We start from the raw sequence: 19713 nt of genomic DNA, 5'->3' as shown, positions 1-19713 counted from the left end.
ACCGAGGTCGCACCCGGGCAGCGCGAAAACTATGTGCCCAGCGACTTCGTGATTTTAGCCATTTTTCGGGATAAACGCAAACGTAGCGCGCGCGTTCGGCCCCGTTTCGCGCCGGATCGCATGCTTTTTTGCGTTCTCTCGATAGTGCTGGCTGCGCGTTTTCGAAGTCGGTCGAAAGCACCGCTTCCGACCGGTTCGGCCCGTCGCCCGATCAGGCGACGCGCACGGTTTTCATCGCCCGCGCGAGCGATTGCGCGGACCGCCACGACCCGCACCGGCCTTCCCTTGCGCTGCGCCCGGCTGCTGGCCGCCGCCCTGACGATTGCCGCCGCGCGGGCCATTGCCGTTTGCGCGCTTGGCCGGGCCGCTCGCACCCTGCGGCCCGCCTTGCGGACGAACGCCGCGCTGAGCCGGACCGCGACCGCCGCCATTTGCGCGATTGCCGTTCGGCTCACCGCCGATTCGGTTGCCGTTCACTTCACGGCCGCCGCGTCGGCCGGGACCGCCCGCATTGCCGGTGTTCGCGCCGAAGCCCCCCATGCCGCCGACGCCGAACGCGCCCGGCATCCCGCCCGCCGCCGCACCGCGCCGCCCGCCGCGAACCGGCGTCTGCGCCATGCGCGAGTGCGAACTCAACACGGGTTCGCGCGTGATGAAGCCCATCGAGGTCTGCATCGGATCGGGCTGCACACGCGGCGCCGCACTGCGTCCGCCCTTTTCGGCAACCGGCGCCTTCAGTCCGACGGACTCCATCAGGCTGCGCACCTGATTGTCTTCCAGTTCTTCCCAGCGGCCGCGCTTGAGGCCGCGCGGCAACGCGATCGGACCGTGACGCGTGCGGATCAGACGGCTGACCATCAGGCCAGCGGCTTCGAACATCCGGCGCACTTCGCGGTTGCGGCCTTCCGCCAGCGCGACGTGATACCAGTGATTCGTGCCTTCGCCGCCGCCATCCTGAATGCGCAGGAAGTTCGCGGGACCGTCGTCGAGTTCGATGCCTTTCAGCAGCTTCTGCTTCATCGCCTCCGACAACTGGCCGACGACGCGCACCGCGTACTCGCGCTCGACGCTATAGCGCGGGTGCATGAAGCGATTCGCCAGATCACCCGATGTGGTGAGCAGCAGCAGCCCTTCCGTGTTGAAGTCCAGACGGCCGACCGCGAGCCACTTGGCCGTTTTCATCGACGGGAGCTTGTCGAACACAGACGGACGCCCTTCCGGGTCCGCGTGGCTGACGATCTCGCGCGTCGGCTTGTGATACAGCAGGATGCGCGGCGGCTTGCTCGCGAGCTTGCGCTTGAGCGGCTTGCCGTTGATGCGCACCTGGTCGGTCGGCATGATGCGCTGGCCGATGTGCGCCGGCTCGCCGTTGACCGACACGCGCCCCGCGATGATCAGTTCTTCCATGTCGCGCCGCGAGCCCATGCCGGCATCGGCGAGGACCTTGTGGAGCTTCGGTGCGTCGTCGTCCGGCTCGAGCACGCGCTTTTGCTGAGGCGCGTTGCGGCCACGGCGCAGCATCGGCGCGCGCACGCCGGCGGCGCCGTTGTCCGCGTCGAATGCGGGCGATGTCACGTAGGCGAAGACGTCGTCGACGGCAGCGGCGGCGGCCTTCTCGACCGTCGCGGGACCCGCGTCGCCGCGCTTGCCTTGCTTTTCCGGCTTCTCGCGCTTCTGCTGCGGACCTTTGCGCCGGCCGCCTTCGCGCGGGGCAGCAGCTGCGGCATCGCCCGATGCCTCGACTCCCGCCTCGCCCGGATTGCGACGCGTGTTCTTGCGCCCGCCTTGCTTCTGCGCGGGCTTCTCGCCCTGCTTGTCCTCGTGCGGTTCGCCGCCGGCATTGCGCGGCTTCTTCGCGCTCGCATCCTTGCGCGGCATGCGGACCTGCGCAGCCACGACGCCATCGGGCGGCGCTTCCGTCACCGCGCCGGGCGCGGCGGGCGCGCCATCGGCGCCCTTCGTCTTGGCGACAGCGCGGCGTCGCGCGATCAGGCTGCGCGGCCCGCGGCGCAGGCCGCGGCGCGGGCGATCATCGCCATCGGCGCTCTCGTCGATGCGCGTGCGTTCGCCGGCATCGGCCGACTCATGGGCGTCCGCGGCATGCACGGGCCGCGCGGATTCGGGCGAATCGCTGTCGTGGGAGTGTGTCAAAACAACCTCAAATGTCGAATTGCGCGCACAAGGGGGCGCGTCAAAAATATCCGCTGACCGGTCCGGCCTTCGTCTTCGACGTAATCTTTTATCGAAGACCGGTGAAATCAGGGGCCATGCAATTGCATCACGCGCGGCGCGCCTTCGGTTCCTCTTCGGAATCGTCGTCAGTCAGATCAGCGTCGGCCGATGCGTGTGTGTCCTGTTCGTCGCGCTGCGCCCCACGAGCGGCATCCGCACGGCCGGCTTCGGAGGCCTCGTGCTCGGGCTTCAGCGGCTGCACGCGAAGTTCGGTCAGCGGCGAGGCAGCATTGGCGCCATCGAAATCCGCATGAACCGTTCCGCCTTCGTCGTGACTCTCCGACGCGCCTGCGCCGGTCTTATCGATAACCACCGCTGGCGCGCCCTGCCCGCCGCTCTCGCCGGCAGCATTTTCCGGCGATGTCTGCGCCGCCGCGCCATCCGGGAAATCGATCGAATGCTGCGCGAGCAGCGTCGCTTCCAGTTGCGACGACGGATTGTCCAGCGCCGGCAACTCGTCGAGCGCGGTGAGGCCGAGATCGTCGAGGAACTGCTTCGTCGTCGCGTAGAGCGCGGGCCGGCCGGGCACGTCACGATGACCGATCACCTCGATCCATCCGCGATCTTCCAACTGCTTGACCACTTGCGTATTGACCGTGACGCCGCGAATTTCCTCGATATCGCCCCGCGTCACCGGCTGACGATAAGCAATGATCGCCAGCGTCTCCATGACGGCGCGCGAATACTTCGGCGGTTTTTCCGGATGCAGACGATCGAGATAGGTCCGCATGGCGGGCTTGCTCTGAAAGCGCCATCCCGACGCGAGCGCCACCAGCTCGACGCCACGATCCGACCATGCGGCCTGGAGTTCTTCGAGCAGCGTGCGCACGGTATCCGCCGATATGTCTTCGACGAAGAGCTTGCGCAGTTCACTCAGCCGCAACGGCTCTTGCGCGCAAATCAAAGCGGTCTCGAGGACGATTTTCGCCTCTTGGGTATTCATGCAGCTTGGGTCAACCCTGTATGGTCAATGATCCGAATTCAAATCGAGCCTGAGCGGGTTCGAAAGGCACCGAAGCGGTGCGCGCGATAATGCTGGACGCGGAGTTTCAGACGCGCTCGCCCGATTGATCGGTCATATTGATTGGGAGCACGCACCGGGGAGAGGCGTCAATGGGCGATCGGTGAGCGAATCGCCGGGCCATCCCAGCCGGACGAGGTGGCGCTTTCCTAGGCGAAAGCGCATGACTGAGCGCCATATTACGCAAAAAGAACCGGGGCGTAAAGGTGATTGATTCGCTGCCCCGGCGCTCACTGATTACGTGCGTTCCGCGAGGAAACGCCGCAAGCGTTCGACGCCTTCGTCGAGTCGCGCCGGGTCGCACGCATAGCACCAGCGCACGAATCCTTCGCCTTCCGCGCCGAACGCGCTGCCGGGCGCGAGTCCGAGGCCAGCCTCGCGCACCAGTGATTTGCACAACGCGAGGCTGCTCGACGCGCCGGGCAGCGAGAAAAACACGTACATCGCGCCGTCGGGGGCGCGGACATCCACGCCGTCGATGGTTTGCAGCGCCTTGACGAGGTGATCGCGGCTTGCACGCAGATCGGCGACGAGCGATCGCGTGAAGGCTTCGCCCTCCTCGACTGCGACGATGCCCGCCTGCTGCACGAACGACGGCGCGCACGATGTGTTGTATTCGACGAGCTTGCCGAGATCGTCCATCAAGGCCGCCGGCGCGACGATCCAGCCGAGACGCCAGCCGGTCATGAGCCACGCTTTCGAGAACGAATTGACCGCGATCACGCGTTCGTCGCGCGCCGCGAGATCCAGAAACGACGGCGCGACCGTTGCCTCCCCGCCGTAATAGAGGCGCTCGTAGACTTCGTCCGCGACGATCCAGATGCCATGCCGCCGGCAGTGTTCGAGCACGACGCGCTGCTCGTCGCGGGTCATCGTCCAGCCGGTCGGGTTGTTGGGCGAGTTGATCATCAGCATCCGCGTGGACGGCGTCAACGCGGCGAGCAGTTGCTCGACGTCCAGCGCCCAGCCGCGCGGGCCGTAGCTCAGGGACACGGTCTCGACCGTCGCGCCGAGAATCTTCGGAATTTCGACGAGGTTCGGCCAGAGCGGCGTCACGGCGACGACGCGATCGCCCGCCCCGACGACGAGCTGCGCCGCCAGCATCAGCGCGTTGACTCCGGCGCTCGTGACCGCGATGTTGGCCGCCGGCGTCTCGCCGTGCAGTGCGCCGACGTAGCGCCCGAGCGCCTCGCGCAGCGGTGCGACACCGAGATTGTGCGTGTAGAAGGTGGCGCCGTCGGCGAGCGCGCGGCTCGCGGCATCCCGGATGAACGGCGGCGTGACGCGGTCCGACTCGCCGAACCAGAACGGCAGCACATCCGGCACGCCGAAGCCCGCATTCGCGACTTCGCGGATCTGCGAAGGCCGCAGCGCCCGCACGGCATCGCGCGCATTAGGAGCGCCGCGCGTGTCCGGCTGCGCGCCCGTCAAGCCGCTCAATTCAACGATCACCGCGCCTTCCGATTCACTCATCGCCCGCTCCGTCGAAAAGAACGAAGTCTAACGCGGCGGCGTCAATTTCGAGATGGCCCGCCGCTCATTCGCGTTCATTCGCGCTCACTCCAGTTCTTCCGCTCGCGCCGGGAGCCCAGCGATCAGCGTCCAGACGGATTCCGCGGCAGGCGACAACGACCGGTCGCGCCGCCGCACCAGCTCGACGGTGCGCTCGGCGCGCGGCTCGAGCGGCAACGCGACGAGCGACGAATCCGCCGGCAGCGGCAGCGCGAGCCACGGCAGCACGCTGACGCCGACGCCCGCCTCCACGAGACCGAAGACGGTCGCCGAATGACCGAGCTCCTGCACGACGTGCGCGTCGACGCCGTGCTCCGCCATGACGGCATCGATAATCGGCCGGCTGCCCGATGCGTGATCGAGCATCACGAGCCGTTCGCCGGCGAGGGCGGCCCAGGGCGCGACGCGATCCTGCGCGAGCGGGTGGTCGCGTCGCGCGACGAGACAGAAGGAATCGGTCATCACGGGCTGGCACTCGAGCTCGTCGGCGGCGAACGGGCCGATCACGACCCCGAAGTCGACTTCGCCCGATTTGACCTTGCGCACCACGTCCGACTGCACGTCGTCGCGCAGGCTGAGGGCGATCAGCGGATGCTGACGCAGACACGATGCGATCACGCGCGGCATCAGCCGGCAGGCGACCGTCGGACTCGCGGCGACAATCACGCGTCCGCGGCGCTGCTGCCGGAGGTCGCGCACTTCGCGCAGCGCTTCGTCCAGATCGGCCAGCAGCCGCGACACCGTGCCGACGAGATGGACGCCGACATCCGTCAATTGCACTTCGCGCGTGGTCCGGTCGATCAGTTTCAGGCCGATCTCGCCTTCCAGCTCACGCACGCACCGGCTGACCGCCGACTGCGTGAGGCCGATCTCATCGCCTGCGCGGCTAAAGCTGCGCAGGCGCGATACCTCGATAAAGACGCGCAGTTGCCGCAACGTCACGTTCAAAGGCGCGTTCATTCCGATGATTCATTAATAGCCGGTTTTCATGCCGGATTATATGCGCATAGCGCCTCGCGCCGCTCGCAGCCGCGGTTTCGCCGCAGTGCAGCAATCCACCCTCGACGCACGGCTGATGGGCCCGCTGCACAGGATTGGTGATTGTCCCGATTTCTTAATCAATCCGTTTCGGGTCTGATACGGGCCATGCTGGCATCGCGTCAGCCTACTGCCATGCGGGTTTCCCGGATTTCGCGACATGCATGGCACGGTTCTCGCATTTCATTGCGCACAGGGTCGGAGTCCTACGCGGAGATATCGAAACATGGTCGCCGCGGCGGTTTCGGCCTTCCCTGGTATTCGTTCATCGGATTCCGACCAGAGTGCGCGGCGCGGGGCAGCGCACCGGGGTTAGCTTCGCTGAGGTGAGATATGGTGCTGTTCGACGATTTGAGAGATAACGAGTGGGCGCTGGTTGAGGCGTTGTTCTGTTCCGAGCCGGCACGCAGCGAGCGGCGCGGCCGTCCGCGTGTCGAAGCGCGCTCGGTAGTCAACGCCGTGCTCTGGGTGTTGTCGACAGGCGAAGGCTGGTCGAAGCTCCCCGGCCGTTATCCTTCGCCGCCCACCTGCCGTCGTCGCTTCGACGAATGGCAAGCCGATGGCACGCTCGCCGAAATCGTGAAGCGTCTGTCGAGCAACGGCCGCGAGGTCTCGTTGCGTGGACGCATCGGCTCCAGCGCGGTAAAGCCGCCGGCGCCGCCGAGCCGCGATCGCTTGCGCGGCGCATTCTGGACCAATCCGGAATCGTGGCGCGCGCCCGCCAAAATGGCCTGAGTTCGCTTCTCTGAACGTAGCCGGTTGCGCGCCGGCTACGGCTCGGCCGCTCTCCCTTTCGCGCATGCTGTTCTCCCTCATCGCCCAAGCGCTGCGCGCCTGACGCGATACAACTCTTTACCATTGCTTACAGCGGTTCGGTCCGACGAGGCATAGCTTGTGGGGTGGATAAACACGTCCACGAGGACTCGAAGGACTTTCCATGAAGGCATCGACTCTGCTCGTCCGAGGTGCGCTCGGTGCGCTCGCCGGTGTAGCGGCAGCGGGCCACACGCAGCCGCCGCTGGCATCGTCCGATTTGCGCCTGAGTACCCGGACCGCGACGGCCACGCAACAGAACGCCGCGCGCGCCCGCGCTACGGCACCGCCCGCGCCGCGCGGGGATATCGCGAGTAACGTGCGCGCCCGGCCTGACAACGATCGCGAAGAACGCTCGCCGCAGCACTGATCGCCGACGTTCGTCGAGGCGGAACCACGCGCGCCGCCATCAGTCACACCTTATGCCATGAGCACAGCATGGCAACAGTGATATCCGGTCTGCCCGTATCCCAGGATACGGGCTTTTTTCCACTTTCCTCACCCGCATGCACCGACGACGCCGCACCCTCGGCCAGTAGCCGATGCTGACGCTGCCCTCGAGCGCGTGGACTAGATTCTCGCTTCGAGCATCGCTTCGTGGCCGCCGAAGGTGTAAGGCTCGCTCCGGCGCAGGTCCCAGTCGATCGACCGCTCATCTTTCGACAACCGCGAAAATTCCTGCTTTCCCCGCTCGGTGACGACGGCGATATCGACGGGTGCGTGGAACCCGGGCGCCGGCGCGACGGTTCTCTGCCGCGCGAGTTCGAGTAGTCCGAGGGCGCGAAGACGGTCGAAAACGTTGGGGCGTTTCGCCCACGGAACCTGACGATACTGCGCCCGGCGAAGTGCTTCCAGTACGGCTTCGTTGGAATACGTGGTCATCTCGTTCTTTCTTCCTATGCAGCCATGACGACGCTCGTGACGGTCGCAAGACGGCCCGCGACGTCGACTAAACGCGGCGCGCCGAATTTCACACTGACGAGCGAGACCACCGTTCGCAGCCTGAATGTTTGGCCGCCGCTTGCGTTAGGTGCTGCTTTCTCTTAAAAACCCCCGTTGAACGCGCGCTGATCACGCGCTTTCTGCACCACTCGCCGATGCGCTCTGAACACGCGATGACGGAGCGAATTGCCCTGAAACCAATACGTTACCCCAATCAAATTGGTTCTATTTACTTTATTGCTGCTTTTTTTTGCATTGTTCGCGCTTTGGCCGAGAAGGCGCAAGCAAATCGCCATCGTCGGATTACTGCTCGCTTGGGGATTCGGTACAGGCTGGTTCGCAAGACCGCTGTTCGCTCTCGCACAGTACGGTTATGAAGAGACGATACCGCCCTCCTTCGCACCGAAGACGACGATCGTCCTGATGGGCGGCGGAACCTCGCGCAGCGACTCGGGACTCGTTCCCAAGCGGGCCGCGATGCCGCGCATCGCGGCGGCGGCGCAGGTGTATCGTGAGTGCCGGGAGAGAGGCGCATCGTGCCGCGTGATCGTCAGCGGCGGTGATCCGCAGGATCACGGACAAGCGGAAGCCGACAATTACGCGCCCTACGTGCTGGCGAGAGGCGTGCCTTCCGCCGATCTCACGCGAGAAAACAAGAGCCTGAACACCTATCAAAACGCACAAAACGTAGCCGAGATATTAGGGAATGCACACGATGGCGCGTTGATCGTCATCACGTCGGCCTATCACATGCGGCGTTCTGTCCGGGCGTTCGAAGCGTTCGGCTATGAACCACAGCCTTATGTCTCCGACGTGCGGCGCTCCCGGCTAACGCTCATTCCGCGTTTCAAGAGTTTCGAAAATAGCGAGCTCGCGCTGCATGAACTCGTCGGGCTTGCGCGGTTTCATGTGTATCGCTGGCTGCACCTCTACTAGGGCGCCATATCAAAATAATCAGGACTAGAAAGGACCGAACCGCGCCGGTATGATTCCGCACCGGCCGACGGCCGGCCGAAATCGCCTGCCCGACATCCTGCGCACTTGTTTTAGGCTTACGATCGACTTACCCGGATCGTCGCTCGACCGGAGAGGCGCTCGCCGGCAAAAGCAGGAGCGCTTTTTGCTCGAATCCTTGGGTCTGTCTGACCGGGTCGGCAGGCGATTCCCGGGTTCAACTGCTATTAGGAGCTAAAAATGAAGAAGGTGTCCCTGGCTGTTCTGTTGTCCATCAGCGCCGTCGCATCGGCATACGCGCAAAGCGAACAAGGCGTGCGCATGAGCACGGACCCGGCACGGATCGCCGACGTCGAGTCGCGCGCGCAGGCGCTGCAATCGCGTCAGTCCAGCATGCAGGACATGCAGATGGATCAGTCGACGTCGGGCAAGTCGGGCCATCACAAGAAGTCGCACGGCAAGTCGAAGAAGCACTCGGCCGAGTAACGCGCTTCGGCTTTCCGACCTCGCCGCGCGGGTCGGCCGCGCCGTCACGGCGATGCATGTGCCTCGCGTGACGGCGTGGGTTGCTTTTGCCCCGCTTTTCGCTTCGCCCTTCGCCCTTCGCCCTTCGCCCTTCGCTCAGGCGCGAGCAGTGCGGTGCGCGATCCAGTCGCCGCCTTCTATGCGCGGCAGCCCTTGCGCCGCCGCGGCCGTCACCGGGTAGACCAGACAATCGATGTGCGTCGCGCCGCCGTCCATTTCGACTTCGACGTGCAATCGATGCGCGCGGAACAGCCCTTCCACGCCCGGATACACGTGCTCGATCTCATCGAGCACGGGCACGAGCGCATCTTCGATCAGATAGATATCGCCATGAACGGGCGCGCCGGCGTCGTCCAGCACCAGTCCCGGATACGAGCCGAAATCGTATAGACGGCCTGCCACGTGCGCCGCGCCGATCCGCGTCGGCGCCGCAATCGCATGACGTTGCGCGGCGGCATTGATATCGTTGACCTCGCCCGCGCGAAGCGTGCCATAGACGAAAACGTGTTGCATCGGCGGAAGCGCTCCCATGTCGACAATCGGATGAGCGAGCATTATCGCCGCCCAAAAAACCGCTGCCTGCAATGGTCGATTAACATCGACAAGTCGCGGCCAGGGTCCAGCGCCGTCATGCAGCACGCTTTCACACCAATCCGAATATGGCGACGTTTGCCGATCCGCGGCCGTTCAACGAGGAGGTCGAGCATCTCGATATCCCCGTCGAGCACTCGCCGACGCTCGATCATCCCATTCGCGTGCGCTCGCGGCCGGTGCCGTCCGGCGTCCGGATCGCGCTGCATACGCATGCGTGGGCGCAGGTAGCTTATACGTCGCGCGGCGTGCTGCGCGTCGCAACCGCCGATTCCACATGGATGGTCCCGCCCTCGCGCGCGATCTGGATGCCGCCCAACGTCACGCACGAAGTCGTGATCGTCGAGGACGCGTATCTGCGCACGCTTTACGTGGATGCCAGCGTCGTGCCGCCGGGGCTCGATGCGTGCCGCGTCGTCGAGGTATCGCCGCTATTGCGCGAAGTGATCGCAGCACTGGACGATAAGCCGATCACCCGCGAGCGCGAGCGGCTGCTCGGCACGCTCGCGCTCGACGAAATCATTCGTTCCCAGCCGCTGCCGCTTTCCGTGCCGATGCCCACGGAGAAACGCCTGCGCGCGCTCTGCAACGCGGTGCTCGCCGATCCGTCGCATGCGGACCTGGAGCGCTGGTCATCGGAAGCGGGCGCGAGCACGCGCACCATCGCACGGCTTTTCAGGCGCGAGTTGGGCGTAAGTTTCTCGCAGTGGCGTCAGCAGGCCGTGCTCGCGCGCGCCATTCCGCTATTGAGCCAGGGGCGGCCGCTCGCGCAGGTTGCGCGGGAGCTGGGTTATCAGAGTCAGAGCGCGTTCTCGGCGATGTTCCGCCGCGCCTTCGGCGAAAGTCCCCGCGCCTTCTTCGCACGCGATGCGAGCGACGAGCGCAACGTCGATAGCCTCTGATCGGCTGCGGCGAAGGCGCTAGACACGCCGAACCATGTGCCGGATCGCGCCGAGTTGCGCCAGCCGCGGCCCGGCCGGCCGATAGCCCATGCGCACATAGAGGCGTGCGGCGGGGTTATCGACGAACACGCGCAACTGGCATTCCGTGAGACCGCGCGCCCGGGCCCATCGATGGGCCGTGTCGAGCAGGAAGGTGCCGGCGCCCCGGCCGCGATAGCCCTGCGCGATCTGGACATCGCGGATATGAAGCGAGTGATGTTCCTCGGTGACGCGCATCATGCCGATCGGCACGCCGTCGGCCTGCAGGATGAAGTTCTCGGATTCGCGCCAGCTCGACAAGAAAAGATCGCCGCGCCAGACGAGATTGTGCCGCCGGTAGTAGCCGACCATGTTGTCGTGCGTGAGCGCCTCGGCGAACGCGAAGTCGGCCATGGTCGCCTGGCGGAGCTGGTAGAGGGAAAGGTCTTCGGTCGGGTCGAGCATCGCACGCATGCAGGCACGGGACAGTGCCTCCACACTATGTCAGCGCGAGCGTGCTGGCAATCGAAAATGCGATGGTCGGGACGCGGTTTGCAAACGCCGCAGAATTCAAGCGGACGGCGCGGAAAGAACAGGCGAAAAAAAATCCAGCCCGAAGGCTGGATTTTCTCATCGTGAGTTGGCGGAGCGGACGGGACTCGAACCCGCGACCCCCGGCGTGACAGGCCGGTATTCTAACCAACTGAACTACCGCTCCAACTCTTTCATCCCGCCCGCGAGGATGATGAACCTCGCGAACGTGCAGCGCTAACTAGCAGCCGCCGATGTTCTGGCGTCCCCTAGGGGATTCGAACCCCTGTACTCACCGTGAAAGGGTGATGTCCTAGGCCTCTAGACGAAGGGGACAACAAACTTATTGCAACCCTGCGGCGAAAAAAAACCGGCTGATCAGCCGGACTTACTCCTGCTCGCAAAGTGTTGGCGGAGCGGACGGGGCTCGAACCCGCGACCCCCGGCGTGACAGGCCGGTATTCTAACCAACTGAACTACCGCTCCAGCTCTTTCGTCGTTTCACGCGCTTATTCAGCTCATGAAACCTTGCAGCGCTTTTAACTAGCAGCCGCCGATGTTCTGGCGTCCCCTAGGGGATTCGAACCCCTGTACTCACCGTGAAAGGGTGATGTCCTAGGCCTCTAGACGAAGGGGACAGAAACTTGTGAATCTGTCTTTGATGCTTGCTTCGCTGATTCCGTTTGCTGCTTCGAATCAACGAAGACCGAGATTCTAAACAACTTCGAGTATCTTGTGAAGTATTTTTTGCGACTTCCGAATCTGGCAAATGAACCGGACAATACTTCGCGAAACTGCTTCATCTGTTCTTTGGTGGAGGTAAGCGGGATCGAACCGCTGACCTCTTGCATGCCATGCAAGCGCTCTCCCAGCTGAGCTATACCCCCTTGCAGAACAGAAACGAGATTCTATCGGCCGTTTTCGAACTTGTAAATACCTTCGGAGCGATAAATCGAAACTTTTCTGCCTCACCTGCCGGTTTCGCGCGCAATGGATGATCCGCCATCCGCCCATTGCGCGCCGCTTCCTCAACCAGCCGCCTTTCCAAGCCGACGCAGCACCGCTTCGCGGCCAAACAGCATCAGCACGATGTCGATCGACGGCGTGTGCGTCGTGCCCGCGACGAGCAGGCGCACCGGCATCGCCAGATGCGGCATCTTGAGCTTGTGCGCGGCCAGCGTCGATTTCAGCGCGGCGGAGATGGCTTCCTTGCTCCATTCCGCCTGTTCGAGCGCCGCGCGCAGATCGGCGATGGCCGGGCGCACCGCATCGGTCACATGCTGCGCATACGCGTCGGGGTCGATGGCCGGCTCGCGATAGAACATCGCGGCGTTATCGGCGATCTCCTTCACCGTCGATGCGCGGTCTTTCAGCAGGGCGACGACCTGATCCAGCGGCGCGCCGCCATCGATGGCCGCGGCGTCGATCCCCGCTTCGGCAAGGAACGGCCGGGCCAGTTCGGCGAGCCGCCCGTTGTCCGCTTCCTTGATGTAATGCGCGTTGAGCCAATTGAGCTTGTCGTGATCGTACTGCGCCGGCGACTTGCCAAGATGCTCGAGATCGAACCATTCGACGAACTGCTCGCGCGAGAAGATTTCCGCATCGCCGTGCGACCAGCCGAGCCGCGCGAGGTAGTTCACGACCGCTTCCGGCAGATAGCCGGCATCCCGATACCCGACCACGCTCATCGCGCCGTGGCGCTTGCTCATCTTTTCGCCCTGCTCGTTCAGCACGGTCGGCAGATGCGCGTACACGGGCGGCTCGCCGCCGAGCGCCCGCAGGATGTTGATCTGGCGCGGCGTGTTATTCACGTGATCGTCACCGCGAATGACGTGGCTGATCTTCATGTCGAGATCGTCGACGACCACGCAGAAGTTGTACGTCGGCGTGCCGTCCGGCCGCGCGATCACGAGGTCGTCGAGCTCTGCGTTCGAGATTTCGATGCGTCCCTTAACCGCGTCGTCCCACGCGACGACGCCCGTGAGCGGATTGCGAAAGCGCACCACCGGCTGCACGCCTTCGGGCACCGGCGGCAGCACCTTGCCCGGCTCCGGGCGCCACGTGCCGTCGTAACGCGGCTTCTCGCCGGCGGCGCGCTGCCGTTCGCGCAGCGCGTCGAGTTCTTCCGTCGACATATAGCAGTGATACGCAAGTCCGTTCTCGAGCATCTGCGCGACCACTTCGCGATACCGGTCCATGCGCTGCATCTGATAGAACGGGCCTTCGTCGAAATCGAGACCGAGCCACGCCATGCCTTCGAGGATGGCGTCGACGGAGGCTTCCGTGGAGCGCTCCACGTCCGTGTCCTCGATGCGCAGCACGAAGGTGCCCTTCATCTTCCGCGCGAACGCCCACGGATAAAGCGCGGAGCGAATGTTGCCGAGGTGGATGAAGCCGGTCGGGCTCGGGGCGAAGCGTGTACGGACTTGAGTCATTGCGTTGTTCTCGAAATACTCGATGGTCGGCGCGCGCAAACCGCGATGCCTTCGCATGTCGGTCGCCCGAAGCGCTCGGCGCGAACGGAAAGCACCACGTGTACGAGGCGCGCGCCACCTGGAAAATGAGACGAAATTATACTCGTCGACCGCTTCGCGCCGCCCCGCGCGGCTTTGTTTTATGATGTGCGCGCCGCTTCCCTTGCACGCGCAGCCGTCGCCCAACGCGACCGGCTTCGAACCTGCCGCACCGCTGGAGTCCGTCTTGAAGTCATCGTCACCTCGCCTTTCGCGCCGCGCGTTCTCGCTCGCGGCGGCCTCTTCCGTTCTCGCCGCGTGCACGACCACGAGCGGCGGCAGCAGCGGCGGCGGCGCGCCCGTCGCGGCGACGCCTGCGCCGAACGCGGGCTCGCAGCGCCCGGCCCGCATCGGTCTCGCGCTCGGCGGCGGCGCGGCGCGCGGCTTTGCGCATATCGGCGTCATCAAGGCGCTGGAAGCGCGTAACGTGCGCGTGGATCTCGTTGCAGGCACGAGCGCGGGATCGGTGATCGCCGCGCTCTATGCATCGGGGATGAGCGGCATCGCGATCAACAAACTCGCCCTGACAATGGACGAAGCGTCGATCAGCGACTGGGCGATGCCCTTTCGCACGCGCGGCATCCTGCAAGGCGTCGCGCTGCAGAATTATCTCAACAGGACGCTCGACAATCGGCCGATCGAGAAAATGGCAAAGCCGCTCGGCATCGTCGCCACGGATCTCAGAAACGGCCAGCCGATTCTCTTTCAGCGCGGCAATACCGGCATCGCGGTGCGGGCGTCGTGCAGCGTGCCTTCGATTTTCGAGCCGGTGAAGATCGGCGATCACGAATACGTCGATGGCGGGCTCGTCAGCCCCGTCCCCGCCGCGTTCGCGCACAAGATGGGCGCGGATTTCGTGATCGCCGTCGACATCTCCGCGAGACCGGAAACCGCGCTCACGCAAAGTTCTTTCGACGTGCTGATGCAGACCTTCACGATCATGGGCCAGTCGATCAAGGCCTATGAACTCGACAAGTACGCGGACGCGGTCATTCGCCCGAATCTCAACGCGATGAGCAGCAGCGACTTCAGTCAGCGCAACGCGGCGATACTTGCGGGCGAGGAAGCGGTGGCGAAGATGTGGCCGGCGCTTCAGCGCCAGCTTGTTGAGCGCGGCGTGCGCGTCTGAACGCCAGGTCCGACAAACGGAGGGCCTGAAAGCACGAAGGCCACGCAATGCGTGGCCTTTCCTCTTTAACGCAACGACTTGACCTCATCGGCGGTCACGTCGCTTCGCTGTCCGCCCCAGGTCGCGCGCAGATAGTTCGTCAACTGCGCGATCTGCTCGTCGCTGTACGTCCCGGCGAAGCCCGGCATGTGCTGCATGCTTTCGACGCCCGGGAACGCCTGTGCCTCGATGCCGTCGAGCATCGACACGATCACGTTGCGCGGATCGCTCTGCCGCAGCGTCGAGTTCTCCTTCATCGCCACTGCGACATGCGGCTTGCCCTCGCCTTCGCGGCCGTGACAGCCGGCGCACGAATCGAGGTACAGATTGCGGCCTGCCGCCAGTTGCGCCGCATCGCCACGCTGTGCGGTCACCGGCGCCGGTGCGGGCGGCGCGTCGCCCAGCAGATACACCGTCAGCGCACGGAGATCGTCCGGATTCAGATGCTGCGTGCTCAGGTAGATCACCGGATGCATCTCGCTGAACGCCGAGCCCTGCTTGGCGAAGCCGGTGGAGAAGAATGCCTGCAGATCCGGACCCGTCCAGCCGCGCGCCGCCAGTGCAGCGGGCGTGATGTCGGGGGCGCCGATGCGGCCGAGTGTTCCGCCCTGCAGTGTCTTCGCGTCCTGAAGCTGCCCGAACGCGCCGCGCGGCGTATGACATTCCGTGCAGTGACCGAGGCCGTTCGCCAGGTAGCGACCGCGCGTCCAGTCGGCGGACTGCCCCGTCGATGCATCGGGCAGCCGGTCCTTCAGGAACAGCGCGTCCCAGAAACGCACGGCGAAGCGCACGTTGTACGGGAACGTCAGGTTCGCGTCGATGTTCGGCACGGCCGCAGGCTTCTGCGACATGAGATAGGCGTAAATCGCATCGCTGTCGTCGCGGGTAATTTGCCGATACGAGGTGTACGGCATCGCCGGGTAAAGCTTGCCCTTCGGCGCCTTGCCGTCGTGCAGCGCGGCGTAGAAGTCATCCGCGCTCCACTTGCCGATGCCGTAGTTCGGATCGGGCGTGATGTTCGTACCGTAGAACGTGCCGAACTGCGATTCCAGCTTCACCCCGCCCGCGAACGGCGCGCCGCCCGTCGCGGTGTGGCACGCGGCGCAATCGGCGGCTTGGGACAGATAGCGGCCTCGCGCAAGGAGTTCGGGAGAGCTGGTCTTCGGCGCGGCGCTCTCGTGGCTGCCGCATGCCGACAACGCGAACGCGCCGGCGGCTGCAAGCGCGAGCGGCAACGCGCGCATCGCGCGGGTGAAGTAACGAGTCACGGTCGCTCCCATCATGCGGCGTCCTTCACGAGTCCGGGCGTGGACAGCACGAGGTCCTTCACCGCCTCGTAATAGCGGACGTATCCCGTGCAGCGGCAGATGTGATCGTTGAGCGCATCCATGATGGTCGCTTCGATCCGATCCTTCGCGACCGGCTCGCGCTTGAGCCGCTCCAGCAGCACGGTCGTCGCGTTGACGAAGCCGGGCGTGCAATAGCCGCACTGGAAACTGAAGTGCTCGAGAAACTTCTGCTGCACCGGAGCCAGTTCGACGACTTCGCCCTGCTCGTTGCGCTTCGCGTGGCCTTTGATCGTCCGCACCGTCTTGCCGTCGAAGAAATGCGCGCCGTTGATGCACGTGCGTACTTCCTCGCTGGTCCCGTCGGCGCGATCGACGATCACGACGCACGCATGGCAGATGCCCTGGCCGCAGCCGAGCCGTGAGCCCGTGAGGCCCGCGTACTCGTGCAGGAAATCGATCATCGGCAGGCCGGCCGGCACTTGCATCGGGCCGACCTTGTTGCCGTTGATGGTCATCGAGAGCGAGCGCATTTCGACGCCCGCAGCGGATTGGATGGCCGTCATGCGAGCACCTCCTGAATGTTTTTCGGCGTCACCGGCAGATCGGTGAAGCGATGGCCGATCGCATGCGCGATCGCGTTGACGATGGCCCCTACCACCGGGATCATCACCACTTCGGCGATGCCCTTCGGCGGATCGGTCTCGCTGAGCGGCGGCAACACTTCGCCGGTCTGCTTCCACACGGCGACGTCGCTTGCGAGCGGCAAGTGATAGCGGTTGAAGTTCCAGGTGCCGTTGCCGGGACCGTCTTCGTAGAGCGGCAGATATTCGTGCAGCGCGTGGCCGATGCCCATCGCCAGGCCGCCGTGCAACTGGCCCGACACGAGTTGCGGCGAAATCTGGTTGCCGCACTCCATGATCGAGTGATGCGACAGCAGTTCGACCTTGCCGCTCGCCTCGTTCACCGCGAGTTCGACGAGCGTGCCGACCGCGCTGTAGTACGTGACCGTTGCGTTGTTGCGCTGAACGGGCGGAATCGACAGCTTCTTGCGATCCAGCACCGTGTAGCCGTTGGCCGTGGCCTTGCCCTTGTGCTGCGCGTCGTTCGCGCCGAAGCGCACCGACAGGCCATCGAGCGGAAGCTGATCGGCCTTGCCCGCGATATCGAACTGCGCCTCGCTCCATTGCCAGCGGTTGAACGTATGCACGACCGCGCCGGTCACGAGTCCGAGTTCGTGCGCCTTCTTCGCGAGGACGTCGAACGGGATCGGTTCGAGGCCGTCGGCGGAGAGCTTCCCGTCGATCCAGCGCGCATCCTCGATAAGGACGACGAACGACGCGGCCTGACCGCCGCCGATGCCCTGGGTCCAGATGGCCATCGCAGCGGGCCACAGGCCGTGACGGAACACGACGCGCGCCGCCTCGCGCGTCGCGTGCGAGAAGTAGTACGCGGAGTTGGTGGCGCTCGCCGGCGACATGTAGGACGGCGACCAGCGCGGATTCGCGCTCAGACGATCCTGCTCCGCCTGCGACATGATGTACGGATCGCCGCTCGTCACGACGGGCAGATCGGCCCAGTCGGTGACGGCCATGTGGACCTCGGCGGCCGGCTTGCCCAGCCACTTGGCAACGACGAGCGCCTGCGCGGTCGACGTTCCCGTGCCGATCTCCGCCCCGGAGTGCGACAGCGCGATGCGCCCGTCCGCCGTGAATTCGACCTTCGCGAACGCGCTTTCCGCGCCGGTGCCGAAGTCCTTCTGCGTGCACGCAAAGCCGACGCCATAGCGCGTGCCGGGATGCGCGGCCTCGAATTCGGCCTTGCGCTTCGCGCGCTCGACCCATAGCGGATGGCCCTTCGCCTTGCGCAGCACCTCCTCGGCGCGCACGGCGCCAGCGGGAATCGCGCCCTGCGTGTTCTTCATGCCGGTGCGCATCACGTTCTTGAGGCGCAGGTCGATCGGATCGATATCGAGCTGAGCGGCGATATCGTCGATCATCATCTCGGTCGCCGCCATGCTCTGCAGCGTGCCGTAGCCGCGCGCCGAACCGGCGTCGACCGCGCGCGAGGCCGTCGCGACAGCGGTCAGGTCGCTCTTCGGGATGTAGTAGATGGACTGCGCAGCCGTCGCGCCGACCATCGCCACGGACGGCGAAAAGTTGCAACGTCCGCCGCCGTTCGCGCTGAAGTCGCCCTTGAACGACTGGATCTGACCAGTCTTCCGGTCGACCGCCATGCGATAGCGCATGTCGAACGCGTGCCGCTTGAGCGACTGCTGGAACTGCTCGAAGCGGTCGTACGCGAGGCGCACCGGGCGGCCATCGCCGTACATCGCCGCGACGAGACCGTAGAACGGCACGTTGTAGTGATCCTTCGAACCGTAGCCGACCGTGTAGCACGGATGCAGGAACAGGTTCTTCACCGGGAAGCGCGACTTGCCCGCCATTTCGAGCGCGCTTTGCGCCACTTCGTGCGGCCCCTGCGTCGGGACGACCATGTGCAGCGACTGCGTCGCCGCGTCGTACCAGCAGTTCGCGTTGTCCGGTTCGAGCGCAGCAGTATCGACGGATTGCGTCTTGTACTCGCGATCCACGACGAGCCATTCCGCCGGCGGATGATCCAGCTCGCTCGCGATGGCCTCGGCGTGGAACATGCCCTGTTCGTCGAGCTTGCCATGCTCGTGTGCGTCGGCCCAGACCGGCTCGCGCTTCTTCATCATGTGCGGGAAGAGCGGCGAGTCCTTCATGCTGGAGAAGGTGTCGTCGTCATACGGCGTCTTGCCGCCGACGCGCACGAAGCGGAACGACGCCCAAGGATCGCGCTCGAGCAACGCAGTGCGCTCGCCGTAGCGGACGACGCCTTCGCGGAACTGCAGCTTGTCCTTCGCGAGACGGAAGCGCGCGAAGTCGTGATAAATCAGAATGGCGACCGCCTGCCCCAGATAGGCGGGCGTCTTGCCGGCGGGCAACAGCATGTCGTCGCCGTAGAAAGCGGGGAACGCGAGCTTGTCGCGCGCGAGATCGTCCGCCGTGACGATGCGATCGGGCGCGAGTCCGCCATCGAGCGACGAAAGGTCGATACCCGCATAGGTCCGATCCGCGAGCGTCGTGCGCAGAACGAGCGCGTGCGACTGCTCCTGCGGCCAGTGCGGCATGTCCTTCGCGCGGATGTCGCGGGCGAACACTTTCGCGCCCGTCACCTTCGCGATGCCGTCGATACGGAACTTCGCGTTGCCGCTCGCCGCATCCCACTGCACGGGCGTCAGGATCGTCTCTTCGAACAGGGCCGCGAACGCGCGGCTTCCCAGGGGCGCAATGAAAACCGACACGCCCGCAAGCGCGCCCGCTTTCAGAAAACCACGACGCGACAGGCCGAGTTTCCCCATGTACTTCTCCTCAAATGAACGCCCGTAGACCATCCGATGGACGGACGGCCCCACGCCGCCTCGACGCGGGCATGTAAAAATTTGTTCGTGATGCCAAACATCGACGCGCAAGCAACTACGGCGTCTGGGCGTGATGGATGCCGGTCGGCATTGGTTGCCGACAGATAGCGGGCGCGATTTTAAGTCGCAGGGGAAAGGTGAACAACGCTCGGGGCGTCAAGTTCTGTCAAGATTCGACGGCGGCACATGGCGGCGCTGGCGTGCGGCGCGCCCAATGAAAAA

At 64.9% G+C, this 19713-nt stretch carries 17 protein-coding genes and 5 tRNA genes; 6 read left to right on the top strand and 16 right to left on the bottom strand.

Features of this window, described 5'->3' with window-relative positions; genetic code table 11:
- Nucleotides 1-231 precede the first annotated feature (231 nt).
- The 4 genes from rluB to P9220_RS09735 all read right to left on the bottom strand — a co-directional run bounded on the left by rluB (nt 232) and on the right by P9220_RS09735 (nt 5713).
- Nucleotides 232-2151 (bottom strand): 23S rRNA pseudouridine(2605) synthase RluB, encoded by a 1920-nt coding sequence (gene rluB / locus P9220_RS09750; protein ID WP_309764658.1) that lies wholly within the window; start codon nt 2149-2151, stop codon nt 232-234.
- 127 nt (nt 2152-2278) lie between these two features.
- Nucleotides 2279-3175 (bottom strand): SMC-Scp complex subunit ScpB, encoded by an 897-nt coding sequence (gene scpB / locus P9220_RS09745; RefSeq protein ID WP_309764657.1) that lies wholly within the window; start codon nt 3173-3175, stop codon nt 2279-2281.
- Nucleotides 3176-3490: 315 nt separating this feature from the next.
- Nucleotides 3491-4726 carry a pyridoxal phosphate-dependent aminotransferase gene (locus P9220_RS09740; RefSeq protein WP_309764656.1) on the bottom strand — a complete coding sequence of 412 codons (1236 nt, stop codon included), beginning with the start codon at nt 4724-4726 and terminating at the stop codon, nt 3491-3493.
- Nucleotides 4727-4810: 84 nt separating this feature from the next.
- Entirely contained in the window at nt 4811-5713 is a 903-nt protein-coding gene (locus P9220_RS09735) for a LysR substrate-binding domain-containing protein (RefSeq protein ID WP_309765442.1), read from the bottom strand.
- Nucleotides 5714-6136: 423 nt separating this feature from the next.
- On the opposite strand from P9220_RS09735, the gene P9220_RS09730 reads away from it, so the two are divergent.
- Complete coding sequence (locus tag P9220_RS09730) at nt 6137-6538, top strand: transposase (protein WP_035969202.1); 402 nt, start codon at nt 6137-6139, stop codon at nt 6536-6538.
- A gap of 202 nt (nt 6539-6740) precedes the next feature.
- Complete coding sequence (locus P9220_RS09725) at nt 6741-6986, top strand: hypothetical protein (protein ID WP_309764655.1); 246 nt, start codon at nt 6741-6743, stop codon at nt 6984-6986.
- 200 nt (nt 6987-7186) lie between these two features.
- Here the strand turns inward: P9220_RS09725 and P9220_RS09720 are convergent, their stop codons facing one another.
- Nucleotides 7187-7498, bottom strand: a complete 312-nt coding sequence (locus tag P9220_RS09720) for a hypothetical protein (protein ID WP_309764654.1) — start codon at nt 7496-7498, stop codon at nt 7187-7189.
- Nucleotides 7499-7981: 483 nt separating this feature from the next.
- Between P9220_RS09720 and P9220_RS09715 the strand changes: the two genes are divergently transcribed.
- Together P9220_RS09715 and P9220_RS09710 are read left to right on the top strand one after the other, a co-directional pair.
- Nucleotides 7982-8494: a YdcF family protein gene (locus P9220_RS09715; protein ID WP_309764653.1), complete on the top strand. Its 513-nt coding sequence runs from the start codon at nt 7982-7984 to the stop codon at nt 8492-8494.
- A 258-nt stretch (nt 8495-8752) separates the two neighbouring features.
- Nucleotides 8753-8998 carry a hypothetical protein gene (locus P9220_RS09710; RefSeq protein ID WP_309764652.1) on the top strand — a complete coding sequence of 82 codons (246 nt, stop codon included), beginning with the start codon at nt 8753-8755 and terminating at the stop codon, nt 8996-8998.
- A gap of 135 nt (nt 8999-9133) precedes the next feature.
- Here the strand turns inward: P9220_RS09710 and P9220_RS09705 are convergent, their stop codons facing one another.
- Nucleotides 9134-9550: a gamma-glutamylcyclotransferase family protein gene (locus tag P9220_RS09705; RefSeq protein ID WP_309764651.1), complete on the bottom strand. Its 417-nt coding sequence runs from the start codon at nt 9548-9550 to the stop codon at nt 9134-9136.
- A gap of 146 nt (nt 9551-9696) precedes the next feature.
- Here P9220_RS09705 and P9220_RS09700 point away from each other — a divergent pair, with 146 nt between their 5' ends.
- Nucleotides 9697-10530 (top strand): helix-turn-helix transcriptional regulator, encoded by an 834-nt coding sequence (locus tag P9220_RS09700; protein ID WP_309764650.1) that lies wholly within the window; start codon nt 9697-9699, stop codon nt 10528-10530.
- 18 nt (nt 10531-10548) lie between these two features.
- Here the strand turns inward: P9220_RS09700 and P9220_RS09695 are convergent, their stop codons facing one another.
- The 7 genes from P9220_RS09695 to gltX form a co-directional block, all read right to left on the bottom strand.
- A complete protein-coding gene (locus P9220_RS09695; protein ID WP_309764649.1) occupies nt 10549-11013 on the bottom strand; it encodes a GNAT family N-acetyltransferase in 465 nt (154 codons plus the stop codon).
- A 176-nt stretch (nt 11014-11189) separates the two neighbouring features.
- A tRNA-Asp gene (locus P9220_RS09690) sits at nt 11190-11266 on the bottom strand.
- 73 nt (nt 11267-11339) lie between these two features.
- A tRNA-Glu gene (locus P9220_RS09685) sits at nt 11340-11415 on the bottom strand.
- A gap of 73 nt (nt 11416-11488) precedes the next feature.
- A tRNA-Asp gene (locus P9220_RS09680) sits at nt 11489-11565 on the bottom strand.
- Between the two features lie 76 nt (nt 11566-11641).
- Nucleotides 11642-11717, bottom strand: a tRNA-Glu gene (locus P9220_RS09675).
- A 173-nt stretch (nt 11718-11890) separates the two neighbouring features.
- Nucleotides 11891-11966: transfer RNA gene (locus P9220_RS09670), tRNA-Ala, on the bottom strand.
- A gap of 141 nt (nt 11967-12107) precedes the next feature.
- Nucleotides 12108-13571: a glutamate--tRNA ligase gene (gene gltX / locus P9220_RS09665; RefSeq protein ID WP_404989535.1), complete on the bottom strand. Its 1464-nt coding sequence runs from the start codon at nt 13569-13571 to the stop codon at nt 12108-12110.
- A gap of 208 nt (nt 13572-13779) precedes the next feature.
- Here gltX and P9220_RS09660 point away from each other — a divergent pair, with 208 nt between their 5' ends.
- Entirely contained in the window at nt 13780-14721 is a 942-nt protein-coding gene (locus tag P9220_RS09660; protein ID WP_404989534.1) for a patatin-like phospholipase family protein, read from the top strand.
- A 65-nt stretch (nt 14722-14786) separates the two neighbouring features.
- Here the strand turns inward: P9220_RS09660 and P9220_RS09655 are convergent, their stop codons facing one another.
- The 3 genes from P9220_RS09655 to P9220_RS09645 are packed head-to-tail and all read right to left on the bottom strand — an operon-like array spanning nt 14787 to nt 19431.
- Nucleotides 14787-16040, bottom strand: coding sequence for a c-type cytochrome (locus tag P9220_RS09655; protein ID WP_309765440.1), 1254 nt, complete (start codon nt 16038-16040; stop codon nt 14787-14789).
- A complete protein-coding gene (locus P9220_RS09650; RefSeq protein WP_309764647.1) occupies nt 16040-16612 on the bottom strand; it encodes a 2Fe-2S iron-sulfur cluster-binding protein in 573 nt (190 codons plus the stop codon). Before P9220_RS09650 ends, P9220_RS09655 begins: the two co-directional genes overlap by 1 nt.
- Nucleotides 16609-19431, bottom strand: a complete 2823-nt coding sequence (locus tag P9220_RS09645; RefSeq protein WP_309764646.1) for a molybdopterin cofactor-binding domain-containing protein — start codon at nt 19429-19431, stop codon at nt 16609-16611. Before P9220_RS09645 ends, P9220_RS09650 begins: the two co-directional genes overlap by 4 nt.
- Nucleotides 19432-19713: the final 282 nt, after the last annotated feature.

Origin of the sequence: Caballeronia sp. LZ016 (assembly GCF_031450805.1) — a bacterium.
Classification (GTDB): domain Bacteria; phylum Pseudomonadota; class Gammaproteobacteria; order Burkholderiales; family Burkholderiaceae; genus Caballeronia.
The sequence above is the reverse complement of the archived record's forward strand: the minus strand, read 5'-3'. Positions and strand labels throughout refer to the sequence as shown.